The organism is Rheinheimera gaetbuli (genome assembly GCF_054781935.1).
In genome coordinates, this window is record NZ_BAAGTL010000006.1 from 178,328 (window position 1) to 201,372 (window position 23,045).

The following is a 23,045-nucleotide window of genomic DNA, read 5'->3' on the forward strand; positions in this document are numbered from 1 at the left end:
ATTCGAGTGCATACACAAAAACACGACCTCAATTAGCAAAGCCTGACATAGTCAGTTGGTAGTATGCTATGGTGTTTTGTCTCTGTGCCTAACCCAAGGAGTCGCTATGAAAATTAATATTGGTATTGAAGAAGACCAGCGTAAAGCTATTGCCCACGGTTTGTCGGTACTGTTAGCTGATACCTATACCTTGTATTTAAAAACACATAATTATCATTGGAACGTTACCGGGCCGATGTTTCAGACACTACATACCTTATTTGAAGCCCATTATAACGAGCTGGCACTAGCGGTCGACGAAATCGCCGAGCGTATTCGTGCACTGGGTGAGTTTGCTCCCGGCTCTTACAAAGAATTTGCCAAGTTGACAAATATTAAAGAGGCTGATGGTATACCAACCGCAGAAGAAATGATTAAAGATTTGGTAAAAGGCCAGGAAGCAATAGCTAAGACGGCACGCTCTATTGTACCTGTCGCCGATGCCGCGTCAGATGAGGTCTCTCTGGATTTGCTGACTCAGCGCATGACTGTACATGAAAAAAATGCCTGGATGTTACGTAGCCTGGTTGCCTGAACGAGTACAAGCCTCAAAGCGCTGTTAGATCAGCGCCTGAGGCTATCCCTGCTATTCGTCAGATAAAATTGTTTGTCTGGCAAAAATCACTAAGTTTTTCCTGCCAAACCTTGTAAAATCGCGCCCAGCAGTAACACTTATAGCTGACACTCTATGTCAGGTGTCCGCTGAAGGAGACTATATTCAATGAAAGCTTTGCAATATGCACAGTCTGTTGCAGACCTTTTTGCCTTGCCGGAAGGATATCTCAGAGTTAAACAACTGATGGATTCTGAAACGGCCAGTCTGGACGAAATTGCCGAAGTAATTTTACTCGACCCGGTGTTATCGTCTAAATTGTTAAAACTGGCAAACAGCGCAATTTATAGTCTACCTTTTCAGGTAGAGTCGGTTAGCAAAGCACTGTTAGTTCTCGGTAAAACCCAGGTGTATAATTTGGTACTGAGTATCGGCATTGCCTCTGCCTGCAGCAAAGTAGATACCTCCGCAATCGATCTTGAGCGTTTTTGGGAGCAAAGCATTAATGCCGCGCTTCTCGCCAAGTTTATTGCTCAGCAATGCCAGCTAAAACCCGCAGATCGTTACTATGTTGCCGGTCTGCTGCACAATATCGGCGAAATGGTGGTGTTGAACCATAATGCTCAGCAAGCCAACCAATGCCAGCAATACAACGCAGAAATGCGGCCCTGGCAACTACAACAAAACCTGTTAGAGTTTACTTATGCAGAATGTGGCGCTGAATTATTACATCTGTGGCAACTGCCTGACAGTATTGTTGAACCGGTTGCATTGCAACACAGCACCCGTTTTGATCCAAAAAACAAAGCGCAGTTAGTTATCCATCTGGCCGTGCGCCTGGCGTTAGCAAATCAACACCCTGATATCTACAACACTCGCCAACTGGTCGATCCTTTTGTTTTAGAGTTGCTAAACCTGACACAACAAGACATCATCCGGGCTATAGATTTCTGTAATACCGAAGGCTTGTTTCTATTATCGGTATTAAACCCCAGGATCAGCACCATTTATTAATCTTCTGCTATCGGCGGCCAATTGGCCGCCGTTGCCTTATTTGGATGTTATTTTTGAGCTGTGCTATGAAAAAATCACCTTTGTATACTGCCTATGCAGGTTCGGCCTTGTTAGAAACCCCGTTGTTAAATAAAGGCAGTGCCTTTACCGCAGAAGAGCGGTTGGCTTTTAATCTTGCCGGTTTACTGCCGCCACGGTACGAAACGATTGAAGAGCAGGTTAGTCGTGCGTATCTGCAATATAAAAGTTTTGATACTGCAATTAATAAACATATTTATCTGCGTGCTATTCAGGATAATAATGAGACGTTGTTTTACAGCTTGCTGCAGCAACATTTGGAAGAAATGCTGCCCATAGTGTATACGCCCACGGTTGGGGATGCCTGTGAGCAGTTCTCTGATATTTATCGCAGCGCCCGAGGCCTGTTTATTAGTTATCAGGATCGGCATCAATTAGATGACGTGCTGCGCAACGCCACCAAGCGCAAGGTTAAAGTTATCGTGGTTACCGACGGCGAGCGGGTGTTAGGGCTGGGTGATCAGGGCATTGGCGGCATGGGTATTTCGATCGGTAAGTTATCATTGTATACCGCCTGTGGCGGCATCAGCCCGGCCTATACGTTGCCCGTTATGCTGGATGTGGGCACCAACAATGAGAAACTGCTCAATGATCCTATGTATATGGGATTGCGGCAAAAGCGTGTAAGCCAGGTTGAGTATGATGAGTTTGTTGACCTGTTTATTCAGGCCGTTAAGCGCCGTTGGCCTGAGGCGATTATTCAGTTCGAAGACTTTGCACAGCCTAATGCGATGCCATTGCTACAACGCTATCGTGACGAAATTTGCTGTTTCAATGATGATATTCAGGGCACAGCAGCAGTAACAGTAGGTACCTTACTGGCGGCTTGCCGTAGTAAGAATGCCCGTTTATCAGAGCAAAAAGTCGTGTTTGTTGGCGCAGGTTCTGCCGGTTGTGGCATTGCCGAGCAAGTGATTAGCCAGATGGTTGCAGAGGGCATTAGTGAGCAACAGGCTCGTGGTCAAATCTATATGATTGACCGCTTTGGCCTGCTAACCGACACCACCCCTGGACTGCGCGATTTTCAGCAAGCGTTGGTACAATCGTCGGCAGCGATAGAAGATTGGAGTTACAGCAGTGAATTTCCCAGTTTGCGCGATGTAATGAACTGCGCCAGACCCGGGATTTTGATTGGTGTTTCCGGCCAGCCTGGTTTGTTTACCGAGGCTGTGGTGCGGGCCATGAAAAAAGGCTGCGACACGCCTATTGTATTTCCCTTGTCTAATCCGTCACGTCAGGTTGAAGCTACGCCAGAGCAAGTAATCAAATGGACTGACGGCGATGTGATTATTGCGACCGGCAGCCCGTTTAAACCGGTAAATTACCAGGGTAAAACCTATACCATAGCTCAGTGTAACAACAGTTATATTTTCCCGGGAATTGGCTTGGGCGTATTGGCATGCAAGGCACGTATAATTAGTGACGAAATGCTGCGTGCAGCAAGTAAAACACTGGCTGATGCATCGCCGCTGGCTAATAGCGGCAGCGGCGGCCTGCTACCGGCATTTACTGAATTATCGGCCCTGAGTAAACACATTGCTTTTAACGTTGCCAAAGTGGCGATGCAGCAGGGCTTAGCACTGGCGCTGGACGATGAGCAACTACAGCAAAAAATAGAGCAAAACTTTTGGACACCGCAATATCGGCAGTATAAACGTGTTAGCGCCTAGTGCTTAGCGGACGCTAAGATATACCTGCTTACAATTTGTTTTAGACTAAAGTACATCACAGCGTTAGTGTGGTTGATTAATCACCATACAAATAAGGAAACTGTGATGTACAAGTCTGTACTAGCTCTGACAATTGCAGTCATTTTATCAGGCTGTAACCCAGCCCCAGAACAAAATAGTACATCTATTTCTGTAGCTCAAACTGCAACAGCTACAGTGCCGGCTTCGGCTGAAACTGAGCGTTTAAATCAATGGTTTGAAGAAAAATACGAGCAGCAATTACAGCAAAGCCCGCTGCAAATGACGTTTCTTGGCCGTAAAGACAAGTATGATCAAGTTGATGACACCTCAGTTGCTGCTGAAGACGCCCAGCTGGCCTGGCTCGGCGCTACGGTAGCAGAGCTTAAAGCCAGTTTTGATTACGCCAAACTCGAGCCAGAAGCTCAAACTTCTTATGATGTATGGGTTTATCAGTATGAGCAGGCTAAAGAGGGCGTCGCCTTTCGTAAAAATGCCTATGTGTTTACCCAGATGCAAGGTATTCACGCTATGCTGCCACAAATTATGATTAATTTTCATAAAGTGGACACCATCGATGATATGCAGGCCTATATTAAACGTATTGAGGGCATTAGTATTGCCATAACGCAATTGTTAGCGCGTGCACAGAACAATGTCCGGCATGATGTGCGTCCGCCGCGTTTTGCCTATGAGGGTGTTCTGCAGCAGATTAACAACTTGCTTAATGGTGCCCCCTTTTCCGACAGTGAGCAGGATATTCCACTATGGAGTGATGCTAAAGGTAAGATCGCGGCCCTAGTGAAAGAAGATAAACTCACCGACGAGCAGGCAAAACAGCTTACCGATGAAACCCGTGCTGCACTTAACAGCCATTTTTTACCGGCATATAACGCGTTAAAACAATGGCTCGAAAAAGATATTGCTAAAACTGATGCCATAGCAACCGGTGTGGGCAAGCAGCCAAATGGCAAAGCGTATTACGATTATCAGTTAAAAGTGTCTACTACCACCAATTTAACTGCCGAGCAGATCCATCAAATAGGTTTGGACGAAGTCGCACGGTTAACCAACGAGATGATTGCGATTAAAAACCAGGTTGGGTTTAGGGGGGAATTAAAAGACTTTTTCCAATTTATCAAACAAGACGATCAGTTTTACTACCCTGACACTGACGAAGGCCGTGAAGGTTACCTGGAAGACTCACGCCAATACCTGGCTTTTATTGATGAGAAGTTACCAAAGTACTTTGGCATTTTGCCCAAAGCCGATCTTGTCGTTAAGAGGGTAGAACCATTCCGTGAGCAACCGGGTGCCGCGCAGCATTACTTCCCTGGTACGCCAGACGGCGCCAGACCAGGTATTTACTACGCGCATTTATCTGATATGCGCTCAATGCCTAAAAACGAAATGGAGGCAATTGCCTATCATGAAGGTAGCCCTGGCCACCATATGCAAATTTCTATTGCGCAGGAGCTGACTACCGTTCCAACGTTTCGCACCCAGGCTGGCTTTACCGCCTATGTCGAAGGCTGGGCACTGTACTCTGAACTGTTGGCCAAAGAGATGGGCGCTTATCAAAACCCGTATTCTGATTTTGGTCGTTTAATTACCGAAATGTGGCGCGCGGTGCGCCTGGTTGTCGACACCGGTCTGCATAGCAAAGGCTGGACCGAGCAACAGGCAATAGATTATTTTCTGGAAAAAACGCCAATAGCTCAAGGCGCAGTTATCTCTGAAGTACGCCGCTATATTGTCTGGCCAGGTCAAGCTACAGCGTACAAAATAGGTATGATTAAAATATTGCAGCTGCGTGATAAAGCACGGCAAGAGCTGGGAGATAACTTTGATATCCGCGCCTTTCATGACACGGTATTAGGTGGCGGAGCATTGCCGCTGGATGTACTGGAAAAGCGGGTAGATAATTGGATTGCCAGCGTTAAACAAAGTTAGTATGCAATATATAGCCAGCTTGCTGCGGCGCGAGAGCTCAGTCCGCTGTAAACTGGCTATTAATTTGCTTAAGTAAGCTGGTTACATCATGCTGATCCTGCAGGCACTGTTGCTGCAGTTGCGACAATTCCAGCAAGGTGTTTAGCATTGTTAGCACCAGCAGTTGATCGCGGCTGGTTAACGGCGACTGACTGTGCAGTGAGCACAATTTTTCGTCCAGTGCTTTTGCCAGCTCTTGCAATGCTGCTTGTTGACCCTGTTGCACTTTAAATTGATAGTCCCGGCCGAGCACCGTTATAGTTAAACCCGGTGGTAATACCGACATGTTAACTGTTTCCGGCGTTTACGCTATCCAGCAAGTGTTGGAGCCGGGCCGCATCAGCGCTTTGCTGCTCGTCCTTTTCCATCATTTCCAATTGCAATAATTCGTGTTGCTCGTTCAGAGTGCTCAGTTGTTGTTTTAGCTGGGCATTTTGTTGCAGCAATTGCTGCACTGCGCTTTCCAGCGCGGACAGTAGCGTTGACATGGTGATTTCCATTACGGCATTAAAGGAGCGGCACCTTACTGAATTTAGCCAGCCAACTCCAGTAAAAATAAGGGCTGGCGTGCTGTTTGCTCACTAAAACAACAACTTAAGCAGAAACCATCGAACGGCGAGCTTAAACAACAGCATTTATGCTAAATATCTCGCTTACCATCCGCCTACGGCAAGCGCTGTTAAAGCCCAAACTGACCAAAATCTGCACTGCTATGTCGCTCGGCCAATTGCGGCCCATCGCCCCAATTGCGATTTACGATATAACCGCGTTTAACTGCCGGGCGTGCTTCAATTTGTTTTGCCCAGCGTATTAAATGGCTATAACTGTCGGTATCTAAAAACTCTGCCGCACCATAAACCAGGTTAAGGGCAATAGCACCATACCAGGGCCAAGTCGCCATATCGGCAATACTGTATTCATCACCGGCAATAAATTCGTTTTTGGCCAGTTGCTTATCCAGTACATCAAACTGACGTTTGGTTTCCATGGTGTAGCGGTTTATCGGATACTCGAATTTCTCGGGCGCGTAAGCATAAAAATGGCCAAAGCCGCCACCAACAAAGGGCGCACTGCCCATTTGCCAGAATAGCCAGTTCAATGCTTCAGTGCGTTTAGCGGCATCCTTGGGTAAAAAGGCAGTAAATTTTTCTGCCAGATACAGCAAAATTGAGCCTGATTCAAACACCCTGGTGCCGTTGCTGGTATCCAGCAGCGCCGGAATTTTTGAATTTGGATTAATATCAACAAAGCCGCTGCCAAACTGTTCACCATCTTTAATACTGATCAGCCAGGCGTCATACTCAGCGCCGGTATGGCCCTGAGCCAGCAGCTCTTCAAGCATAATAGTGACCTTCACGCCGTTTGGCGTCGCCAGCGAATATAGCTGCAGCGGCTGCTTACCCAGCGGTAGCGCTTTTTCATATGTAGCACCGGCAATAGGCCGATTAATACTGGCAAACTGGCCACCATTTTCGGCGTCCCAGCTCCAGACTTTAGGTGGGGTATACGTCGTCATAAAAGCTCCTAAGTGGGCGATGTAAAACACTGGGTGTAGATTAGATATGGGCGGTCCAGTTAAAAAATTCAAGCATAACAAACTGATCCAAAAAGAGGTTATAGCTCTAAGACATACCTAATTCGAATATCAGGCTGACACTTTCCGCCATAAACTGTCAGTTTGGTTACGCCAACAGGATAATACGGTTCAGCAACATGATTAAAAACATAAGCTTTAAACAGCTATTAGCTGTGTTGTGTGCGGCTGCATTAGCAGGTTGTGCTGCGCTCATACCCGAAAGCGCTACGACAAACGCCAGTAGACCGGTCAATGTCAGTTACGCCAGCCTGATGGCTGAAGCACAAGACGACACCAGCATAAAGCTGGTGTATGGCGCAGAGCCGCTGCAGTTTGGCCGCTTATATCTGCCGCCAGAGGGCACTGCTGTGCCAGCACCGTTACTGGTGTTTATTCACGGCGGTTGCTGGCTAAACGCTTATGATATGGTACACAGCACTGCCTTTAGCCAGGCCGTCGCCAACGCGGGCATTGCAGTATGGTCATTAGAGTATCGCCGTAGCGGCGATGCCGGTGGCGGCTGGCCGGGCAGTCTTGATGATGTGCTTGCCGGTGTAAAATTTGCACAGCATGATTTAGCGCAGTTAACCCCGGGCATTTTACTGGACCAGCTTAACATTGTGCTGGCAGGGCACTCGGCCGGCGGCCATTTGGCCTTATTAGCTGCCACGTCGCAGCAATATGAAACAACAACGGCAGGCTCAATACGTGGCGTTATAGGTTTGGCGGCCATTACCAATTTAGTAAGTTACAGCCAAGGCGTTAACAGTTGTCAGCGAGCTACCGAGCAATTTATGGCCGGTACACCACAGCAATGGCCTGGCCGTTACCTGCTAGCCAGCCCGGCAATGCAACCGGCACCAGCATTTAGCTTGTTGTTGCAGGGTAGCAGCGATAGCATAGTACCCATTGAACAGGCCACAGACAGCGGTATGCCATACCGTTTGGTGACGGATGCCGGCCATTTTGACTGGATCCATCCGCAAACCAATGCCTATCAACAGTTTTTAGCCGCGCTAAAGGAGTTACTAGCACAGTGAGCACCGTATTGAACCACTCTGTCACCTACAGTGAGCTGCAACAGCGTGACCAGCAGGATGGGCTGGCCAGCAAACGCCATGCATTTTTACTGCCGGATAACACTATATATCTGGACGGCAATTCGCTTGGTGCCATGCCCAAAGTAGCGGCCGAGCGTGCGCAGCAAGTGTTGTTAACGCAATGGGCAGAGGATCTGATTAAAAGCTGGAACAGCCACAACTGGATTGATTTACCGCTGCGGGTAGGCAATAAAATCGGCCGCCTAATTGGCGCCGCTGACGATCAGGTTATTTGCTGCGACTCGACCTCAGTTAACTTATTTAAAGTGCTGGCCAGTGCCATGTTAATGCAACCGGGGCGCACTGTGGTGCTATCGCAGGCGGGCAATTTTCCTACCGATTTATACATGGTAGAAGGCCTTGCCAGCCTGCTTGGTACACAGCATTGCCAGCTGCAGCTGGTAGAAGGCGACGCACTGGAACAAGCCATAAGCACCGATGTGGCGGTACTGTTGCTCACACAGGTTGATTTTCGCAGCGGCCGCTTGCTGGACATGCAACACCTTACTCAGCTGGCCCATGCCAGTGGTGTACTGGTGATTTGGGATCTGGCGCACAGCGCCGGTGCCTTGCCAATTGAGCTGGATAATTGCGGGGTAGATTTTGCCGTTGGCTGTGGTTACAAATACCTGAACGGTGGCCCGGGCGCGCCGGCGTTTTTGTACGCCGCAAAACGGCATCATGCCAGTATTTGTCAGCCATTAAGCGGTTGGATGGGGCACAGCAGCCCGTTTAGCTTTGATAACCATTATGTAAAATCAGCCGGCATTAAGCAGTTTTTAACCGGCACACCGCCGGTGCTATCAATGAGTGTGTTAGATGCGGCGTTAGATGTATTCGACGATGTCGATATGACACAACTGCGCGATAAATCTTTAGCGCTTAGCCGCAGTTTTGCTCAGCTGGTGACGCAGCACGATTGCCTGCAAGATTTGTCGCTGATCACGCCGTTAACCGACCCGCAGCGCGGTAGTCAGCTGGCGTATCAGCACCCAGATGCATATGCCTTGTGCCAGGCACTGATCAAGCAGGGCGTAATTGCCGATTTTCGCGCCCCTAATATTCTGCGGTTGGGCTTTACGCCACTGTATTTACGCTATATCGATATGTGGACCGCGGTTGAGATTCTTGCCGATATCGTACGTACCGCTGAATATAAAAAAGCAGAATATGCCATTAAGCAAAAGGTTACCTGATGCTTAGTATCCGCTGGCTTAGTAGCTTATCCGGCGTTACTGCCGCGCAGTGGGATCTGCTGTTTAGCGCCGATGCTGGGCTAACTGGCACTGCACCTGGTGATAATCCGTTTTGCCGGCATAGCTTTTTACTGGCACTGGAGCAGGGCGGCAGTGTCGATAGCGCCAACAGCCGGCATAATACAGGCTGGACTAGCCAGCATTTAACCCTGTGGCAGGGCGATACACTGGTCGCAGCAGTGCCGGGCTACCTTAAAAGCCACTCGTACGGTGAATACCTGTTCGACTGGCAAATTGCCGATGCGTACCGGCAGTTTAACTTACCGTATTACCCCAAATGGATTGCCGCCATTCCATTTACGCCGGTCAGCGGGCCAAGGTTGGGTTTACTTAGAACAGCTGATGTTGAAATGGTGTTGGCGCGGCTGTGTGACGTCCTGCAGCAAGGCCTGAACGAGCAGCGTTTTTGCAGCGTGCAGTGGCTGTATACAAGTGCGGCCCTGCAACAACGCCTTAGCCAACAAGGTTTTTTAGCACGGCACGATGTGCAGTTTTTATGGCACAACGCCGGTTACTGCCAATTTGATGATTATTTGAAACGACTAACCTCGCGTAAGCGCAAGCAAATACGGCACGAGCGCAGCAGTAGCAAAGACTTTAGCATTAGAACCCTGCACGGACACCAGCTTAGCACTTTGCATTGGCAGGCTATTGTCCGCTGTTATCAAGCTACCTACTTAAAGCGCTCTGGCCATCAGGGCTACATCAGCGGTGACAGCTTTATACAACTAGGCCGTAGCATGGCCGACAACCTGGTGGTATTTGCGGCATTTTCCGACGACACTTCGCAGGACATTGTTGCTATGGCGTTATGTTTTAGCAGTACTGACACCTTGTATGGCCGCTACTGGGGCACATTGATAGACGCAGACTGCCTGCACTTTGAACTCTGTTACTATCAGGGTATTGAGTATTGCATTTCGCATCAACTTAGTTATTTTGACGCTGGTGCCCAGGGTGAACACAAGTTAAAACGTGGCTTTCAGCCTGTAACGCGTTACGGCAGTTACTGCTTTGCCAATACACCTCTAGGACCTGCCATTGCCGACTATTTTGTACATGAAGCCAGACAGTTACAACTGTACCAAATTGAGGCTATTTTACAGCTTCCTTATCGAAAGGATTAATTTAAAAAACTTTATCGGTGATATCAGCAAGATGTTTTAACCGCATCATGATGCAGATCACGAATAAAGTTAATAAAATATAAACAGATATTAAGTAGCATAATCGTGTTTTACTTCTATTCTTTAAACTGTCTTAGAATAAACAGGTACATATTCAATGACTGAATCAAAACGCATACAGGTTGAAAATTTACCTGTAAGACACAGTAAGGAAGAATTTTTACTGCAAATTGTCAGTCAGTTAAGTAAAACACTTGAAGATGTTGTTGGTTTAGAGGATGCAGAGGGATTTATAAGTTTGGTTGGAGCTAGAATGGGAAAGCTGCTAGATGCAGACTATCATGCTGCTGCTAATTTAAAAGACAATTTCGACTTGGACACAGTTGCACGTGTTTTAGTCGATTTGAAACATCGGATAGAGGGTAATTTTAAAATTGATTCAGTGAGTCCTAACAAGATTGTTCTTTTAAACTCGCGTTGCCCATTTGGTGAAAAAGTTATTGGCAAACCCTCCTTGTGCATGATGACTTCGAATGTTTTTGGGCGAATTGTCGCTGATAATCTTGGTTACGCCAAAGTTGAGTTGGATGAAACGATTGCAAAATCTGACGGCCGTTGTCGAATTATTATTCATCTGGCATATGAGCAGTCAGAAAGTGATTCTGTTCGAGAATATTTTCAGGACAATACATCTGGTCGTCAATAGATCAGGAGGTTGCATCAAGATTCATAAGGTAATCACCGCATAAATTGCAGTAAACGGTTATTCGCCGGCATGGCGTGATCATGTTGCAGGGTAAAACCAGCGTTGTCAGCCAGAGCAATTACCGCCTCGATATCACGAATACCCATTGCTGGATCACGATGTTTCAGTGACTGATCAAAAGCCTGGTTGCTCTCACTACTAAAACGGCCGTTGTAGTTAACAGGGCCATAAATACACAAGGTTGCATCCACTGTACAAAAGTCGTTTAAGCGGGCAAAAAACTGCTGCACCAGTGGCCATGACATTATATGCAAGGTGTTAGCGCTAAACACGGCGTCATAACCTTTAATCGCTGGCGAAGCATAGCGAATATCTAACAGCAACGGCAAGGGCAGGTTAGGCAAAGCAGCGCGGTGCAGCCTTTGGGTTAAATCAGGCAAATAGAGCGCCTGATCCGACGCCTGCCAGTTAAGGTGTGGCAAGCCAGCAGCAAAATGCACCGCATGCTGGCCGGTACCGCTACCCACTTCCAGTACATTGCGGCAATTGGCAAACGCCTGTTGCAGCACAGCTAAAATCGGTGCTTTGTTGTTTTCACAGGCTTGCGAGAAGGGCAGATCGTACTGCGTTACATTGTTTTTCATATCAGATAGTCAGCATCAGTCTGTCTACAAAGGACGCAATAAACACTTTGTTGTGCTCCAAGGAAATAATCAGCCAAAGACTAGCATTTTTTCTGCCAATGGTGATATCAATTGCCCGTGTGCCTGACCAGAGCGGGCACCGTAAAATCAGGCCGTCAGTTTATTTTGCTTTAACGATAAGCTCAATAGCATCAAAAACAAGCTGAGCCCAAATTTTACAACCTGATTCAGACGGATGAAAACCATCGGCAGCAAACATATCTGCGCTTAATGGCAGATCACTGTATACCAGCTGCGCTTGCGGCCAGTTGGCCAACTCGGTTGCCAACACTTGATTAAGCATAGCGGCTTTTAGTCCTAACCAGTAATTAAGCGGCGAGGGTAAAGCGGTAAAGTGTTGCATAGGGGGTATAGCGCTAAACAGCACATAAGGATCAGTAAAATCGGTGGCAAGACGGCTTAGTAAGGCGCTTATCTGTTGTTGAAAGTCAGCTTTGCTGCAGCGAGCCGTCACGTCATTCACGCCAATGGACACAACGACCACATCCAGCCGGTACACCGCATTTGGATGTGAATAACTCTGTTGTAATAAGCTGTTTAAGCCCGCGCTATCCAAGCCGGTTTTGGCGGCTAGTTGCCAATTTACCTGATAACGCTCAGCCAGCAGGTCGACTAATTGCCCGGAAAATGCCTGCTCTTGCTGCAACAGTCCAACGCCGGCAGCAGCCGAATCGCCGCATATCAACAATCGCAGCGGTTCGCCGCTACCCAGTATGCCGCTGCGCCGTCCTGACGCCTCAGGTAAATATAACGCGCGTTTACGTGCGCGCTTTGCTTGCCATAGCAGCAGTGGCCAGCATAGTAGGGTTAGCAGTCGCCATCGTATTACCATCTTTTAGAATTTAAGCCTTATCTTTAAAGCTGTTAGCATACTAGCAAGTGCAAAAATCTGCATCATTATTAGTCGATATGTCTGTAATCCAAAATGATTATCTATTTAACATAATATACATTATGGGAGATTTTGTGTTGCCACTTAAAAGGCTTGGCTAAGCTGCTATTCGCTGTTTTCTAACCCAATCAACATGTTGGCTAATTCTACCATCAGCTTTTAGCAGCGCTAACGTACTCAGTTGCTTTGCCAATGTCATTTCATCGTGCAGAGTATGTATTCCCTTATGGCATAACCTACACAGCATGATACCTTGCTGTAGCGTTGCTTTGTCGTAGTGTTTTTTAAAATATGTGCGCCTATGCATTTTTCGTGGAATTAAGTGATGGAATGTTAAAGCACATTCGCGCTGACATAACTGACACTGCGTGATCTTATTCATTACCTTATTACGCCTTCGCCTCGCGATCTATTTTAGCGCGCACCTCGTATTTAGCCTTAGGTAATATGCAGGTTTCGCTTATGACGATCATTGTTCGCCACTTTATAACATTACTGTTGTTAGCCTTACCTATTATTGCTGTGGCAGAAACCCGAACCGAACAAACTGTATTTTCCAGAGTAAGTACCATGACAGATGCCGTTACGCTTAATTTTATAGATCACCGACACTTTGAACGCATCATGCTGGTTCACGATACTGTTATGGGCGGACGTTCCAGTGGCAACGTGGTTAGTCATAACAAGATCGCGTTGCGCTTTAGTGGCATTTTATCACTGGAAAATAATGGTGGTTTTGCTTCAGCTGAGTTTAAGCTGTTAAAACCCATTACATGGTTAAATAGTAAAGCGTTGATTTTAAATGCGGAAGCGGATGGCCGTAGATATCAGTTAAGGCTGAAAACGCCTTTTACACCGCAAGGTGTGGCTTACGTTGCCGAGTTTACATCGCAGCATAAAACTCATGATTACGAGTTTGGCGTCAGTGCATTTTCCGGTCGTTATCGTGGTAGACCCGTTGGTAACTTGCCGCCGCTAAGCTTCTCTGATATCACGCACGTTAGTGTAATGCTGGCGGATAAAACGCCGGGGCCTTTTCTGATTACGTTGTATTCACTGAGCTTTGTGACAATACAGCAAAACTAATCTGTAACAGGCTTAATGCCCACCTGAACAGCTTCACCTGCGTCGTTAATCTGACGTACCGTTAGCAGTAATTGGTCAAGCTTCACCTGGTCACCGATAACCACCCGGCGGTGAAACCGTTGACCAATGTAACCGGCTAGAGTTTGTTTGTTGTCTAAACCGTCTAAGTTTATCGTGTAGAACGAATCCAGATCGCTAAGCGTAATATCACCATTTAGGACAAAGTCGCCAAAGAAACTACTGTTAGTAAGAACCGATTTTTCGGCATCCTGGGCCAGTACTTCACTTATTTTCTGCACGTCTTTCAATTTTGCTAACACCATAATAGTGTCTCTGGCTTTGAACACGGGTTTCTTGGCCGGTAACAACCATTCGCCGTCACGCAGCAGGCCTAAAAACTGTATCGGTTGTTTAAATTGCAGATCGGCCCAGCTTAGCGCCAGTACCGGTGAACTGTCGGTAACATTGTAGGCCAGAACTTCCATCACATCATTACTGGGTACTGCGTCCAGTGGCATGGCTTGATCCGGTGCCAGTTCTTTGGGTACCTCCAGCTTTAACCAGCGTGCTACCGGCACTATGCTCCAACCTTGTAGTACCAGCGAAACAATTACCACGACGAATGCGACGTCAAAATACAGATGCTCGTCGGGCATACCTGCCAACCACGGAAATAAAGCCAGAATAATCGGTACGGCGCCGCGCAAGCCAACCCAACTGATAAATAACTGATCCCTCGCCGGAAAGCGAAATAGCACCAGACTAACGATAACCGCAATTGGCCGGGCAACAAATATTAAAATGGCTGCAAGCAATAAAGCAGGAACCAGATGGTCCAACAGGTTTGTGGGCACGACCAACAAGCCTAACATCAAAAACATACTAATCTGGCTTATCCAGGCTAAACCATCGTGCATGCGCAGGATATGAATAATTTGTGGCAGACGGGCATTGCCAACCAGATAGCCCATTAGGTAAACGGCTAAAAAGCCGCTACCACCAAAAATGTTGGTGGCAGCATAGATAAAAATACAACTTGCTACAGCCAACAGCGGGAAAAACGCAAAGCTTAATGGTAGTTTGCGGCATAAAAATACAAACACCCGCCCCGCTGCATACCCCATTACGGCTCCCACTACCGCTTGTTGTAAAAAGCTGCCGGCAACCTCCCAGTTTAAGGAGTTACCTTCAGCCAACACACCAACCAGCGTCAGTGTTAACATAACGGCCATAGGGTCATTACTACCCGACTCTATTTCCAGTGTCGAGGCTACCCGCTCTTTAATGCGTAAGCCTTGTGATTGAAAGATCGAAAATACCGCTGCGGCATCGGTTGAGCTTAAAATAGCGCCCAGCAATAGCCCTTGCAGCAACGTAAGATCAAGTAAGTAGGCAGCCGCTATACCGATAATACCGCAGGTTAAAACAACACCTACAGTGGCCAACATCGACGCCGGCGCTAACGCTACCCGAAAGCGCTCAGGATGAGTACGCATACCGCCATCGAACAAGATAATCACCAGCGCAATAGAGCCGATAAGAAAGGCAACTTCCGGGTTATCAAACTGAATACCAACCAGGCCTTCTTCACCTGCCAGCATGCCAATGATCAAAAACACTAATAGCATGGGCGCGCCAAGACGCGCCGAAATCAGGGTAGCGACAATACTTATTACAAAAAGAAAACCGCCAACTGATATTGCGAGGTTTATGCCATCCACCCTAACCTCCTATTAATTAAGCGTTTGATAACTCCCGTACTATGGCATGCAAGGCGTCAAGTGGCTGAGCTGCCTTAGTGATTGGCCGTCCAATTACCATAAAATCGACTCCGGCATTTAAAGCTTGGGCCGGTGTCATTATCCGCCGTTGATCATCTGCAGCACTGCTGGCCGGCCGAATGCCTGGTGTAACCAACATAAAATCTTTGCCAAATTGTTGCTTTAACAGTGTAGCTTCATGTGCTGAACATACCACACCGTCAAGACCGGCTTGCTGCGTTAATGTCGCAAGTTTTATTACCTGCTGTTGTGGTGTAAGAGCAATGCCAAGTTCAGTTAGGTCACTCTGCTCCATGCTGGTAAGTACTGTAACAGCAATAAGATGCGGTTTATCAGTGCCGTAGGATACTAAAGATTCACGCGCTGCGCTCATCATTCTACTACCACCACTGGCATGCACATTCACCATCCATACACCTAAATCTGCTGCAGCTTTCACTGCCTTGGCAACAGTATTGGGAATATCATGGAATTTTAAATCTAAAAATACATCAAATTTATACTGCTGCAGTTCTTTTACCAATGCCGGTCCGAAATGGGTGAACATCTCTTTGCCCACTTTAAGCCGGCATAGCTTTGGATCAAGCTGGCTAACTAAATTAACAGCTTCAGCTTTGTTTTCAAAATCAAGAGCAACCACAACAGGGGTCTGACACGACATGCTTTTTCCTTTACTTTAACGACCGTCAATACCGCTTATGGGCTCTACCGTTTCCCATTGCTGACATGACGGACACAACCAATAATGTTTGCGGGTTTTAAAACCACAGTTGCGGCAGCTATACAGCGATTTTTTTGCCAGGTAGGCATTTACCAGATCTTCCACTGACGATAATACTTCTGCTGCCGGAGCCGACTGTTGCTGGCGCAGCTGCAGCAGCTTTTGAAATAAGCGGATACTGGGTTGTTGTCTGAGTTTGTCCTGTAAAAACTGCTCTGCAGCGGTTGCCGAACCATGTTCAGCCAACCATTCAGCTAACAATACTACTGCGCTGATATTATCATGTTTATTCGCTAGCTGGCTCAGCAGTTGATACCACTCTTCGGCCGGTAATTCGCATTGTTGTAATAAAGGCAGTATATCTGCACTCCACTGCGGTTTATGCTCAACAATATACCGCATAGCGGCCTTGGCCAAAGACGTATTGTGTTGTTGCAACGCTGCGGTTGCCAGTTGATATTTCGGCCGAATTGCTTGCGGACAACTATCAGCCAGATCGTTAAGCAGTTGCAGATCATCCACTTTATTCTCAGCAAAAGCTTCGGCCTGCATATTAGCCAGAGCAATACGTAACGACTTCGATTCTGTTTGTAGCACCGCATCTTTATACTGTAATGCTTTTTGCCATTCATGCGTGGCAACAAAAATACTAAACAGTTGCTTTAATGCCAGCTCTGCCAATTGAGGCGCTCTAACTAAATTAACCAGCAATTTTTCTGCCCTGTCATACAATCCGGCGGAAAAGTAATCTTTGGCCAATTCAAACTGAATTTGTTGGGCTTGTGGTTTAGGTAGCTTTAGTTGATGCAGTTTTTCGTGAATACGAATAGCCTTGTCCCAATCGCCTTTGCGGCGGAACAAATTGGCCAGCGCCAGATAGGTTTCAATGGTTGCCGCTTCGATATCCAGCAGCTCGAGCAATTGTTCAATAGCTTTGTCTTCCTGATCGGTAAGCAGAAAATTTAAGCCGGAAGATAAATTTCGGGTAATACTGGCGCGGCCTTTAAGCTCTTTATGTGTAATGCTGTTGCGGCCCATAAACCAGCCATAGGCTGCAGCTACCGGTAATAGTAAAAACAGCAGCTCTAACATACTTAACTAGGGTCCGCTGATTTACGCAGCCAACCTTTAGCTTTGCGTTGTAAAGAGTACAACAATGAAATAAGCAAACCGAGCACCAGCCCGAGTAACAGAAATAACAACGCGATATCAACAACGCGTAATTGCACGCTGACAATCAGAAGATGTAATTCAGCCAGTTGCTGATTAATAGAACCAAACAGCACCCCTACTACAATCAGGGCTACTATTACTGCGATAAAAAGTAGTCTGCGCAAGGGAAACTCCGTTTACGCCTGCAAACACTATGGCTTGAGGATCAGGTGTTATCTTTTACCCGGTCACGTAACTCTTTGCCCGGTTTGAAATGCGGTACATACTTACCGTCCAGCTCCACTTTATCGCCGGTTTTAGGATTACGACCAACGCGTGGTGCACGGTAATGCAGTGAAAAACTGCCAAAGCCACGGATCTCTATGCGTTCGTTAGAAGCCAGAGACTGTGCCATCTGCTCGAGGATTTCTTTAACTGAAGCTTCAACATCCTTGACCTGAATATGGGGGAAATCAGTAGCTAATTTTTCAATTAATTCAGACTTTGTCATAGACCCTCCGGCAAACCTGCTAATGAATAAAGCAGGAGGCAGTTGCCCCCTGCTTTGTCAGCAATTAATCCTGCTTCTGAGCAGCTTTAAATGCTTCTGCCATAGCGTTACCACCAAAATCAGCTTCTTGTTGCTTGCTGTTGATAGTATCCATAGCTTCTTTTTCTTCAGCTTCGAACTTAGCTTTGATTGACAGGCTGATTACGCGGTTCTTGCGGTCCACACCCATTAAACGAGCTTCAACTTCTTCGCCTACTTTAAGTACTGTAGTGGCATCTTCAATACGCTCACGCGAGATATCAGAAACGCGAACATAACCTTCTACGGCACCTTCTAACATTACAGTAGCGCCTTTAGCGTCAACGGCAGTTACTTCACCTTTAACGATAGCACCTTTTTTGTTGTCAGCAAGGTAACCATTGAACGGATCTTCATCCAGTTGCTTGATACCTAAAGAAATACGCTCGCGCTCTGGGTCAACTTGTAACACAACTGCGTGTACTTCGTCGCCTTTTTTGAAGTCTCGAACCGCTTCTTCGCCAGTAGCGTTCCAGCTGATGTCTGATAAGTGAACCAGACCATCGATGCCGCCGTCCAACCCGATGAAGATACCGAAGTCAGTGATTGACTTGATCTTACCGCTTACACGATCACCCTTATTGAAGCCCTTAGCGAACTCTTCCCATGGGTTGGCTTTACACTGTTTCAGGCCTAAAGAAATACGACGACGTTCTTCGTCAATTTCCAGCACCATAACTTCCACAGAGTCACCTAAGTTAACCACTTTAGATGGGTGGATGTTCTTGTTAGTCCAGTCCATTTCTGACACGTGTACTAAGCCTTCAACGCCTTCTTCGATTTCAACGAAACAGCCGTAATCAGTCAGGTTAGTTACGCGACCAGTGATGCGAGCACCTTCTGGGTAACGTGAAGCGATAGCGGCCCACGGATCTTCGCCCATCTGTTTCAGGCCTAAAGAAACGCGCTGCTTTTCGCGGTCGAATTTCAGTACTTTTACTGGAATCTCGTCGCCAACATTAACGATTTCGCTTGGGTGCTTAACGCGTTTCCATGCCATATCAGTGATATGCAGTAAACCGTCTACGCCACCTAAGTCTACGAATGCACCATAGTCAGTCAGGTTCTTAACGATACCTTTAACTTCCATGCCTTCTTCCAGTGTTTCTAACAACTGGTCACGTTCATGGCTGCTTTCTGATTCAATAACCGCACGACGTGATACCACCACGTTGTTACGCTTCTGATCCAGCTTGATAACTTTGAACTCAAGTTCTTTGTTTTCCAGGTGCAATGTGTCACGCACCGGACGTACGTCTACTAATGAACCAGGCAGGAATGCACGAATACCGTCAACTTCAACTGTGAAACCACCTTTAACTTTACCAGTGATAACACCGATAACAGTTTCTTTGTCTTCACATGCTTTTTCCAGGCGTACCCAGGCTTCGTGACGTTTGGCTTTTTCGCGAGATAACAGAGTTTCACCGAAACCGTCTTCAATCGCATCTAAAGCAACGTCAATGATGTCGCCAACGCTTACTTCGATTTCGCCGCTCAGATTTTTGAACTGCTCAACCGGAATAGCGGCTTCTGATTTCAGACCGGCGTCAACCATAACAACGTCTTTCAGAACGGCTACAACAGTACCTTTAACAATGGCACCCGGACGGGTTTCGATCGACTTGAGGCTTTCCTCAAATAATTGTGCAAAATTTTCAGTCATATTCACTTTTTCAGTTAAGTGCGCCACAGAACATCATGTTCGTATGGGGTTGCTAAATTTACCTGTTTAAATCCGTTTAACAGGCTGTCCAAAATGCGGTTTTGGCCTGGTTCACACTACAGCAGGTAATTTCATACCGGCGTAGTTCAGTACCTCTTCCAACACTTGTTCAATAGTTTTATTGGTCGAATCCAGCATATAGGCGTCGGCAGCTGGTTTTAGCGGCGCGGTGGCGCGGTTAATATCGCGCTCGTCTCTGGCCTGGATTTCGCTCAAAAGGTCGCCGATATTAACATCAAAGCCCTTTTCTTTCAACTCTAAAAAGCGCCGTCTGGCGCGCTCTTCCGGCGTAGCGGTTAAAAATATTTTAACTTCAGCCTGAGGAAACACGACCGTACCCATATCGCGACCATCAGCTACCAGGCCAGGAGCCTCAGCGAAGGCACGTTGCCGGCGCAGCAAGGCTTCACGCACCCGTGGCAGAGACGCAATTTTTGATGCTACATCAGCAACTTCTTGAGTGCGTATAGTATGCGTTACGTTTTCACCTTCCAGCGTAATGCGCATGTTGCCTTGATCATCACTACCAAACTGCACATCCAGGTGCGCTGCAAGTGGTTGCAACGCTTCTTCATCATCGCTGGCGATATGGTGATGCATTGCTGCCAGTGCCAAAACGCGGTAGATGGCGCCACTATCGAGTAATTGCCAGCCCAAGCGTTGGGCCAGCAAACGACAAATAGTGCCTTTGCCAGAGCCTCCTGGACCATCAATGGTAATTACTGCTGCAGAGTGTGGCATCCTACCCCCCTTAATAACTGCTGGTTTATCGGATAAAAATCGGCGCTATTATACAGACTTTTGCGACAAAAACTGGCTTTAATTCGGATAAACTGCAGTAAAAGCGCACAGCCAGACGGCTGTGCGTCTACACCATAAAGCTTTTAACAGGCTAAACGGGCAAAGGTGGTAAAGTAATCGGGAAAGGTTTTCGCGGTGCAATCCGGGTCTTCAATGGTAACTGCAGTATCACTCAGTGCTACCAGCGAGAAACACATCGCCATGCGATGATCATTGTAAGTGGCAATACTGGCATGTTTAAGCGTGCCCGGTGGTGTCACTTTAAGGTAGTCGTGCCCTTCTTCTACTTCAGCACCGACCTTTCTCAGCTCTGTCGCCATAGCCGCTAAGCGGTCGGTTTCTTTTACCCGCCAGTTATATACATTGCGGATAACCGTAGGCCCGTTGGCAAATAACGCTGTGGTGGCGATAGTCATGGCAGCATCAGGAATGGCATTGTAATCGCGGTCTATACCATTCAGCTGGTTGCGCGTAACCATAATGTAGTCGTCACCCCAGTCCACCTCAGCACCCATCGCCTCGAGCGCATCAGCAAAATGGATATCGCCCTGTACTGCGTGTTTACCAATACCAGTGACCTTTATACTGCCGCCTTTAATGGCTGCAGCGGCCAAAAAGTAGGATGCGGACGACGCATCGCCCTCTACCAGCCAGTGGCCCGGCGAGCGATAAGTCTGGCTGCCCTTAATGCTAAAACGCTTATAGTCATGGTTTTGCACCGTAACGCCGAAACGCTGCATAAGCGCAAGTGTAATATCAACATAGGGCTTGGATACCAGCTCACCGCTAATGTGTATTTCGCTGTCATCAGCAAGCAGCGGCGCCACCATTAACACAGCAGTTAAGAACTGGCTGGAAATACTGCCGTCTATCTGCATGCTGCCGCCCTGCAGTGGTTTGCCGTTAATCTGTAATGGCGGAAAATCTTCACTGCCAATGTAACGAATATCTGCCTGCCATTGGCGTAATGCGTCAACCAAGTGGCCGATGGGCCGCTCATACATGCGTGGCTCGCCGTTTAGCGTAACATCGACATTAGATGCGGCCAGTGCGGCAGTAAGCGGACGCATTGCGGTACCGGCATTGCCGAGAAACAGGGTCAACGCCTGGGGATGGTTAAATAAACCGCCAGTGCCCTGCACGTCGCACTTGGTGCGACAATCAGACAACTTATAGCTGATGCCCAGCGCCGTTAACGCGTTGAGCATATGTTTAATATCATCGCTATCAAGCAAGTTGGTGATGTGCGTGGTACCTTCTGCCAGCGCTGCCAACAGCAATACACGGTTGGAAATACTTTTTGAACCCGGCAAATGCACTTCACCGGCGACTTTAGCAATAGGGTTTAAGGTTAAAGTTTTCATCCGTGTACCCGCTCAAATTCCTGCATAAAACTCACCAGCGTTTGTACACCCTCTATCGGCATGGCGTTGTAAATGCTGGCTCGCATACCGCCGACCATACGATGGCCCTTTAACGCCAGCAAGCCATGAGCCTCAGCCTGGTCAACAAACATGTCGTTTAAGCGCTCGTCACCTAAGAAAAACGGTACATTCATCCACGAGCGATATTGTTTATCAACGTCGTTGCTGTAGAAATCACTTTTATCAATATAATCATATAGTAAACCAGCTTTAGCTTGGTTACGCGTAGCCATTGCGGTAACGCCGCCCTGCTGTTTTAACCATTTAAATACCAGCCCGGCCAGATACCAGGCAAAGGTAGGTGGCGTATTAAACATACTGTCGTTTTCTGCGGCTAAACGGTAATCCAATACCGATGGAATACGCGCATCCTTCGCCGGTAATAAATCTTCTCGCACTATGGCCAGGGTTAAACCAGACGGGCCAATATTTTTCTGTGCGCCGGCATAAATCACCCCGTAGCGGCTGACATCAATTGGCCTGGATAAAATTGTGGAGGACAAGTCGGCGACGATTGGGCTTTTAGTGTCCGGTAAAGCGGTAAACTCCATACCATCAACGGTTTCGTTGGGACAGCAGTGCACATAGGCAGCGTCTTGGGTTAGCTGCCAATCAGTAGGTGCAACCAGCGAACGGATACCCGCGACGCTTTTTAGCCGGATATCCTGCGCCTTAATATCACCGTATTTTACTGCTTCTTCCACCGCTGATTTAGCCCAGGCGCCGGAGACAATATAATCAGCACGCTTACCGGTTTTTAACAGATTAAGTGGCACAGCCGAGAACTGGCCACGGCCACCACCATGCATAAACAGCACTTTATAGTTAGCCGGAATATCGAGTAAATCACGTAAGTCTTGCTCTGCTTCAGCGGCGACGCGGATAAACGGCTTGCTGCGATGGCTCATTTCCATTACTGAACAGCCATGTTGTTGCCAGTTAATAAATTCCTGTTGTGCCTGCTGCATTACTTCTGTCGGTAACATTGCCGGGCCGGCACAAAAATTAAAAGTGGTCATCTTTACTACTTGCTCCTGATT

Annotated in this window: 23 protein-coding genes; 9 read left to right on the forward strand and 14 right to left on the reverse strand. The window is 47.3% G+C overall.

All coding sequences use genetic code 11. The features are described from left to right. The first annotated feature begins 106 nt into the window (after positions 1-106). The 4 genes from ACYVIC_RS05790 (at position 107) to ACYVIC_RS05805 (ending at position 5,325) form a co-directional block, all read left to right on the forward strand. Positions 107-574: a Dps family protein gene (locus ACYVIC_RS05790; protein WP_460858101.1), complete on the forward strand. Its 468-nt coding sequence runs from the start codon at positions 107-109 to the stop codon at positions 572-574. A gap of 186 nt (positions 575-760) precedes the next feature. Next, a complete protein-coding gene (locus tag ACYVIC_RS05795) occupies positions 761-1,606 on the forward strand; it encodes an HDOD domain-containing protein (RefSeq protein WP_460858103.1) in 846 nt (281 codons plus the stop codon). Positions 1,607-1,671: 65 nt separating this feature from the next. Beyond that, on the forward strand, positions 1,672-3,354 hold the full coding sequence (locus tag ACYVIC_RS05800) for an NAD-dependent malic enzyme (RefSeq protein WP_460858105.1): 1,683 nt from the start codon (positions 1,672-1,674) through the stop codon (positions 3,352-3,354). A gap of 105 nt (positions 3,355-3,459) precedes the next feature. Further along, positions 3,460-5,325: a DUF885 domain-containing protein gene (locus ACYVIC_RS05805; RefSeq protein ID WP_460858107.1), complete on the forward strand. Its 1,866-nt coding sequence runs from the start codon at positions 3,460-3,462 to the stop codon at positions 5,323-5,325. Between the two features lie 37 nt (positions 5,326-5,362). Here the strand turns inward: ACYVIC_RS05805 and ACYVIC_RS05810 are convergent, their stop codons facing one another. The 3 genes from ACYVIC_RS05810 to yghU all read right to left on the reverse strand — a co-directional run bounded on the left by ACYVIC_RS05810 (position 5,363) and on the right by yghU (position 6,880). Then, positions 5,363-5,650, reverse strand: a complete 288-nt coding sequence (locus ACYVIC_RS05810; protein WP_460858109.1) for a cell division protein ZapA — start codon at positions 5,648-5,650, stop codon at positions 5,363-5,365. Between the two features lies 1 nt (position 5,651). Further along, on the reverse strand, positions 5,652-5,852 hold the full coding sequence (locus ACYVIC_RS05815) for a hypothetical protein (protein ID WP_460858111.1): 201 nt from the start codon (positions 5,850-5,852) through the stop codon (positions 5,652-5,654). Positions 5,853-6,043: 191 nt separating this feature from the next. Beyond that, positions 6,044-6,880 carry a glutathione-dependent disulfide-bond oxidoreductase gene (yghU, locus tag ACYVIC_RS05820; protein ID WP_460858113.1) on the reverse strand — a complete coding sequence of 279 codons (837 nt, stop codon included), beginning with the start codon at positions 6,878-6,880 and terminating at the stop codon, positions 6,044-6,046. Between the two features lie 197 nt (positions 6,881-7,077). Here yghU and ACYVIC_RS05825 point away from each other — a divergent pair, with 197 nt between their 5' ends. From ACYVIC_RS05825 to ACYVIC_RS05840, 4 genes are all read left to right on the forward strand, one after another. Then, positions 7,078-7,980, forward strand: a complete 903-nt coding sequence (locus ACYVIC_RS05825; RefSeq protein ID WP_460858116.1) for an alpha/beta hydrolase fold domain-containing protein — start codon at positions 7,078-7,080, stop codon at positions 7,978-7,980. Beyond that, positions 7,977-9,236: a kynureninase gene (kynU, locus tag ACYVIC_RS05830; protein WP_460858118.1), complete on the forward strand. Its 1,260-nt coding sequence runs from the start codon at positions 7,977-7,979 to the stop codon at positions 9,234-9,236. The genes ACYVIC_RS05825 and kynU overlap by 4 nt, the downstream gene beginning before the upstream one ends. Further along, on the forward strand, positions 9,236-10,423 hold the full coding sequence (locus tag ACYVIC_RS05835; protein ID WP_460858120.1) for a GNAT family N-acetyltransferase: 1,188 nt from the start codon (positions 9,236-9,238) through the stop codon (positions 10,421-10,423). The genes kynU and ACYVIC_RS05835 overlap by 1 nt, the downstream gene beginning before the upstream one ends. Positions 10,424-10,580: 157 nt before the next feature. Further along, positions 10,581-11,129 carry a methanogen output domain 1-containing protein gene (locus tag ACYVIC_RS05840; RefSeq protein ID WP_460858121.1) on the forward strand — a complete coding sequence of 183 codons (549 nt, stop codon included), beginning with the start codon at positions 10,581-10,583 and terminating at the stop codon, positions 11,127-11,129. Positions 11,130-11,161: 32 nt separating this feature from the next. On the opposite strand, the gene ACYVIC_RS05845 is transcribed toward ACYVIC_RS05840, so the two are convergent. Together ACYVIC_RS05845 and ACYVIC_RS05850 are read right to left on the reverse strand one after the other, a co-directional pair. Beyond that, positions 11,162-11,773, reverse strand: a complete 612-nt coding sequence (locus tag ACYVIC_RS05845; protein ID WP_460858123.1) for a DUF938 domain-containing protein — start codon at positions 11,771-11,773, stop codon at positions 11,162-11,164. A gap of 160 nt (positions 11,774-11,933) precedes the next feature. Then, a complete protein-coding gene (locus tag ACYVIC_RS05850) occupies positions 11,934-12,665 on the reverse strand; it encodes an SGNH/GDSL hydrolase family protein (protein ID WP_460858124.1) in 732 nt (243 codons plus the stop codon). 522 nt (positions 12,666-13,187) lie between these two features. Here ACYVIC_RS05850 and ACYVIC_RS05855 point away from each other — a divergent pair. Next, positions 13,188-13,811, forward strand: coding sequence for a CIA30 family protein (locus ACYVIC_RS05855; protein WP_460858126.1), 624 nt, complete (start codon positions 13,188-13,190; stop codon positions 13,809-13,811). On the opposite strand, the gene ACYVIC_RS05860 is transcribed toward ACYVIC_RS05855, so the two are convergent. The 9 genes from ACYVIC_RS05860 to serC all read right to left on the reverse strand — a co-directional run bounded on the left by ACYVIC_RS05860 (position 13,808) and on the right by serC (position 23,024). Continuing rightward, the gene (locus tag ACYVIC_RS05860) at positions 13,808-15,532 is read right to left on the reverse strand and encodes a potassium/proton antiporter (RefSeq protein ID WP_460858128.1); all 1,725 of its coding nucleotides are present in this window, start codon (positions 15,530-15,532) and stop codon (positions 13,808-13,810) included. The two genes, ACYVIC_RS05855 and ACYVIC_RS05860, sit on opposite strands and share 4 nt — an antisense overlap. A 16-nt stretch (positions 15,533-15,548) precedes the next feature. Further along, complete coding sequence (pyrF, locus tag ACYVIC_RS05865) at positions 15,549-16,253, reverse strand: orotidine-5'-phosphate decarboxylase (protein ID WP_460858130.1); 705 nt, start codon at positions 16,251-16,253, stop codon at positions 15,549-15,551. A 15-nt stretch (positions 16,254-16,268) separates the two neighbouring features. Beyond that, entirely contained in the window at positions 16,269-17,405 is a 1,137-nt protein-coding gene (locus tag ACYVIC_RS05870; RefSeq protein WP_460858131.1) for an N-acetylglucosaminyl transferase, read from the reverse strand. 2 nt (positions 17,406-17,407) lie between these two features. Beyond that, positions 17,408-17,650 carry a DUF1049 domain-containing protein gene (locus tag ACYVIC_RS05875; RefSeq protein WP_460858133.1) on the reverse strand — a complete coding sequence of 81 codons (243 nt, stop codon included), beginning with the start codon at positions 17,648-17,650 and terminating at the stop codon, positions 17,408-17,410. 41 nt (positions 17,651-17,691) lie between these two features. Next, positions 17,692-18,000 (reverse strand): integration host factor subunit beta, encoded by a 309-nt coding sequence (gene ihfB / locus ACYVIC_RS05880; protein ID WP_460858382.1) that lies wholly within the window; start codon positions 17,998-18,000, stop codon positions 17,692-17,694. A gap of 40 nt (positions 18,001-18,040) precedes the next feature. Next, positions 18,041-19,720 carry a 30S ribosomal protein S1 gene (gene rpsA / locus ACYVIC_RS05885; protein ID WP_460858384.1) on the reverse strand — a complete coding sequence of 560 codons (1,680 nt, stop codon included), beginning with the start codon at positions 19,718-19,720 and terminating at the stop codon, positions 18,041-18,043. Between the two features lie 111 nt (positions 19,721-19,831). Then, positions 19,832-20,521, reverse strand: coding sequence for a (d)CMP kinase (gene cmk, locus ACYVIC_RS05890; protein ID WP_460858135.1), 690 nt, complete (start codon positions 20,519-20,521; stop codon positions 19,832-19,834). Positions 20,522-20,664: 143 nt separating this feature from the next. After that, the gene (aroA, locus tag ACYVIC_RS05895; RefSeq protein ID WP_460858137.1) at positions 20,665-21,945 is read right to left on the reverse strand and encodes a 3-phosphoshikimate 1-carboxyvinyltransferase; all 1,281 of its coding nucleotides are present in this window, start codon (positions 21,943-21,945) and stop codon (positions 20,665-20,667) included. After that, positions 21,942-23,024, reverse strand: coding sequence for a 3-phosphoserine/phosphohydroxythreonine transaminase (gene serC / locus ACYVIC_RS05900; protein WP_460858138.1), 1,083 nt, complete (start codon positions 23,022-23,024; stop codon positions 21,942-21,944). The genes aroA and serC overlap by 4 nt, the downstream gene beginning before the upstream one ends. Positions 23,025-23,045: the final 21 nt, after the last annotated feature.

What these genes read in the sequence shown, in the direction of transcription:
- rpsA (WP_460858384.1), bottom strand. Translation starts at nt 19,720, where the DNA reads ATGACTGAAAATTTTGCACAATTATTTGAGGAAAGCCTCAAGTCGATC.
- serC (WP_460858138.1), bottom strand. Translation starts at nt 23,024, where the DNA reads ATGACCACTTTTAATTTTTGTGCCGGCCCGGCAATGTTACCGACAGAA.
- cmk (WP_460858135.1), bottom strand. Translation starts at nt 20,521, where the DNA reads ATGCCACACTCTGCAGCAGTAATTACCATTGATGGTCCAGGAGGCTCT.
- ACYVIC_RS05805 (WP_460858107.1), top strand. Translation starts at nt 3,460, where the DNA reads ATGTACAAGTCTGTACTAGCTCTGACAATTGCAGTCATTTTATCAGGC.
- ACYVIC_RS05845 (WP_460858123.1), bottom strand. Translation starts at nt 11,773, where the DNA reads ATGAAAAACAATGTAACGCAGTACGATCTGCCCTTCTCGCAAGCCTGT.
- pyrF (WP_460858130.1), bottom strand. Translation starts at nt 16,253, where the DNA reads ATGTCGTGTCAGACCCCTGTTGTGGTTGCTCTTGATTTTGAAAACAAA.
- ACYVIC_RS05840 (WP_460858121.1), top strand. Translation starts at nt 10,581, where the DNA reads ATGACTGAATCAAAACGCATACAGGTTGAAAATTTACCTGTAAGACAC.
- aroA (WP_460858137.1), bottom strand. Translation starts at nt 21,945, where the DNA reads ATGAAAACTTTAACCTTAAACCCTATTGCTAAAGTCGCCGGTGAAGTG.
- ACYVIC_RS05815 (WP_460858111.1), bottom strand. Translation starts at nt 5,852, where the DNA reads ATGTCAACGCTACTGTCCGCGCTGGAAAGCGCAGTGCAGCAATTGCTG.
- ACYVIC_RS05850 (WP_460858124.1), bottom strand. Translation starts at nt 12,665, where the DNA reads ATGGTAATACGATGGCGACTGCTAACCCTACTATGCTGGCCACTGCTG.
- ACYVIC_RS05800 (WP_460858105.1), top strand. Translation starts at nt 1,672, where the DNA reads ATGAAAAAATCACCTTTGTATACTGCCTATGCAGGTTCGGCCTTGTTA.
- ACYVIC_RS05835 (WP_460858120.1), top strand. Translation starts at nt 9,236, where the DNA reads ATGCTTAGTATCCGCTGGCTTAGTAGCTTATCCGGCGTTACTGCCGCG.
- yghU (WP_460858113.1), bottom strand. Translation starts at nt 6,880, where the DNA reads ATGACGACGTATACCCCACCTAAAGTCTGGAGCTGGGACGCCGAAAAT.
- ACYVIC_RS05825 (WP_460858116.1), top strand. Translation starts at nt 7,078, where the DNA reads ATGATTAAAAACATAAGCTTTAAACAGCTATTAGCTGTGTTGTGTGCG.
- ACYVIC_RS05855 (WP_460858126.1), top strand. Translation starts at nt 13,188, where the DNA reads ATGACGATCATTGTTCGCCACTTTATAACATTACTGTTGTTAGCCTTA.
- ACYVIC_RS05810 (WP_460858109.1), bottom strand. Translation starts at nt 5,650, where the DNA reads ATGTCGGTATTACCACCGGGTTTAACTATAACGGTGCTCGGCCGGGAC.
- ACYVIC_RS05795 (WP_460858103.1), top strand. Translation starts at nt 761, where the DNA reads ATGAAAGCTTTGCAATATGCACAGTCTGTTGCAGACCTTTTTGCCTTG.
- ACYVIC_RS05790 (WP_460858101.1), top strand. Translation starts at nt 107, where the DNA reads ATGAAAATTAATATTGGTATTGAAGAAGACCAGCGTAAAGCTATTGCC.
- ACYVIC_RS05870 (WP_460858131.1), bottom strand. Translation starts at nt 17,405, where the DNA reads ATGTTAGAGCTGCTGTTTTTACTATTACCGGTAGCTGCAGCCTATGGC.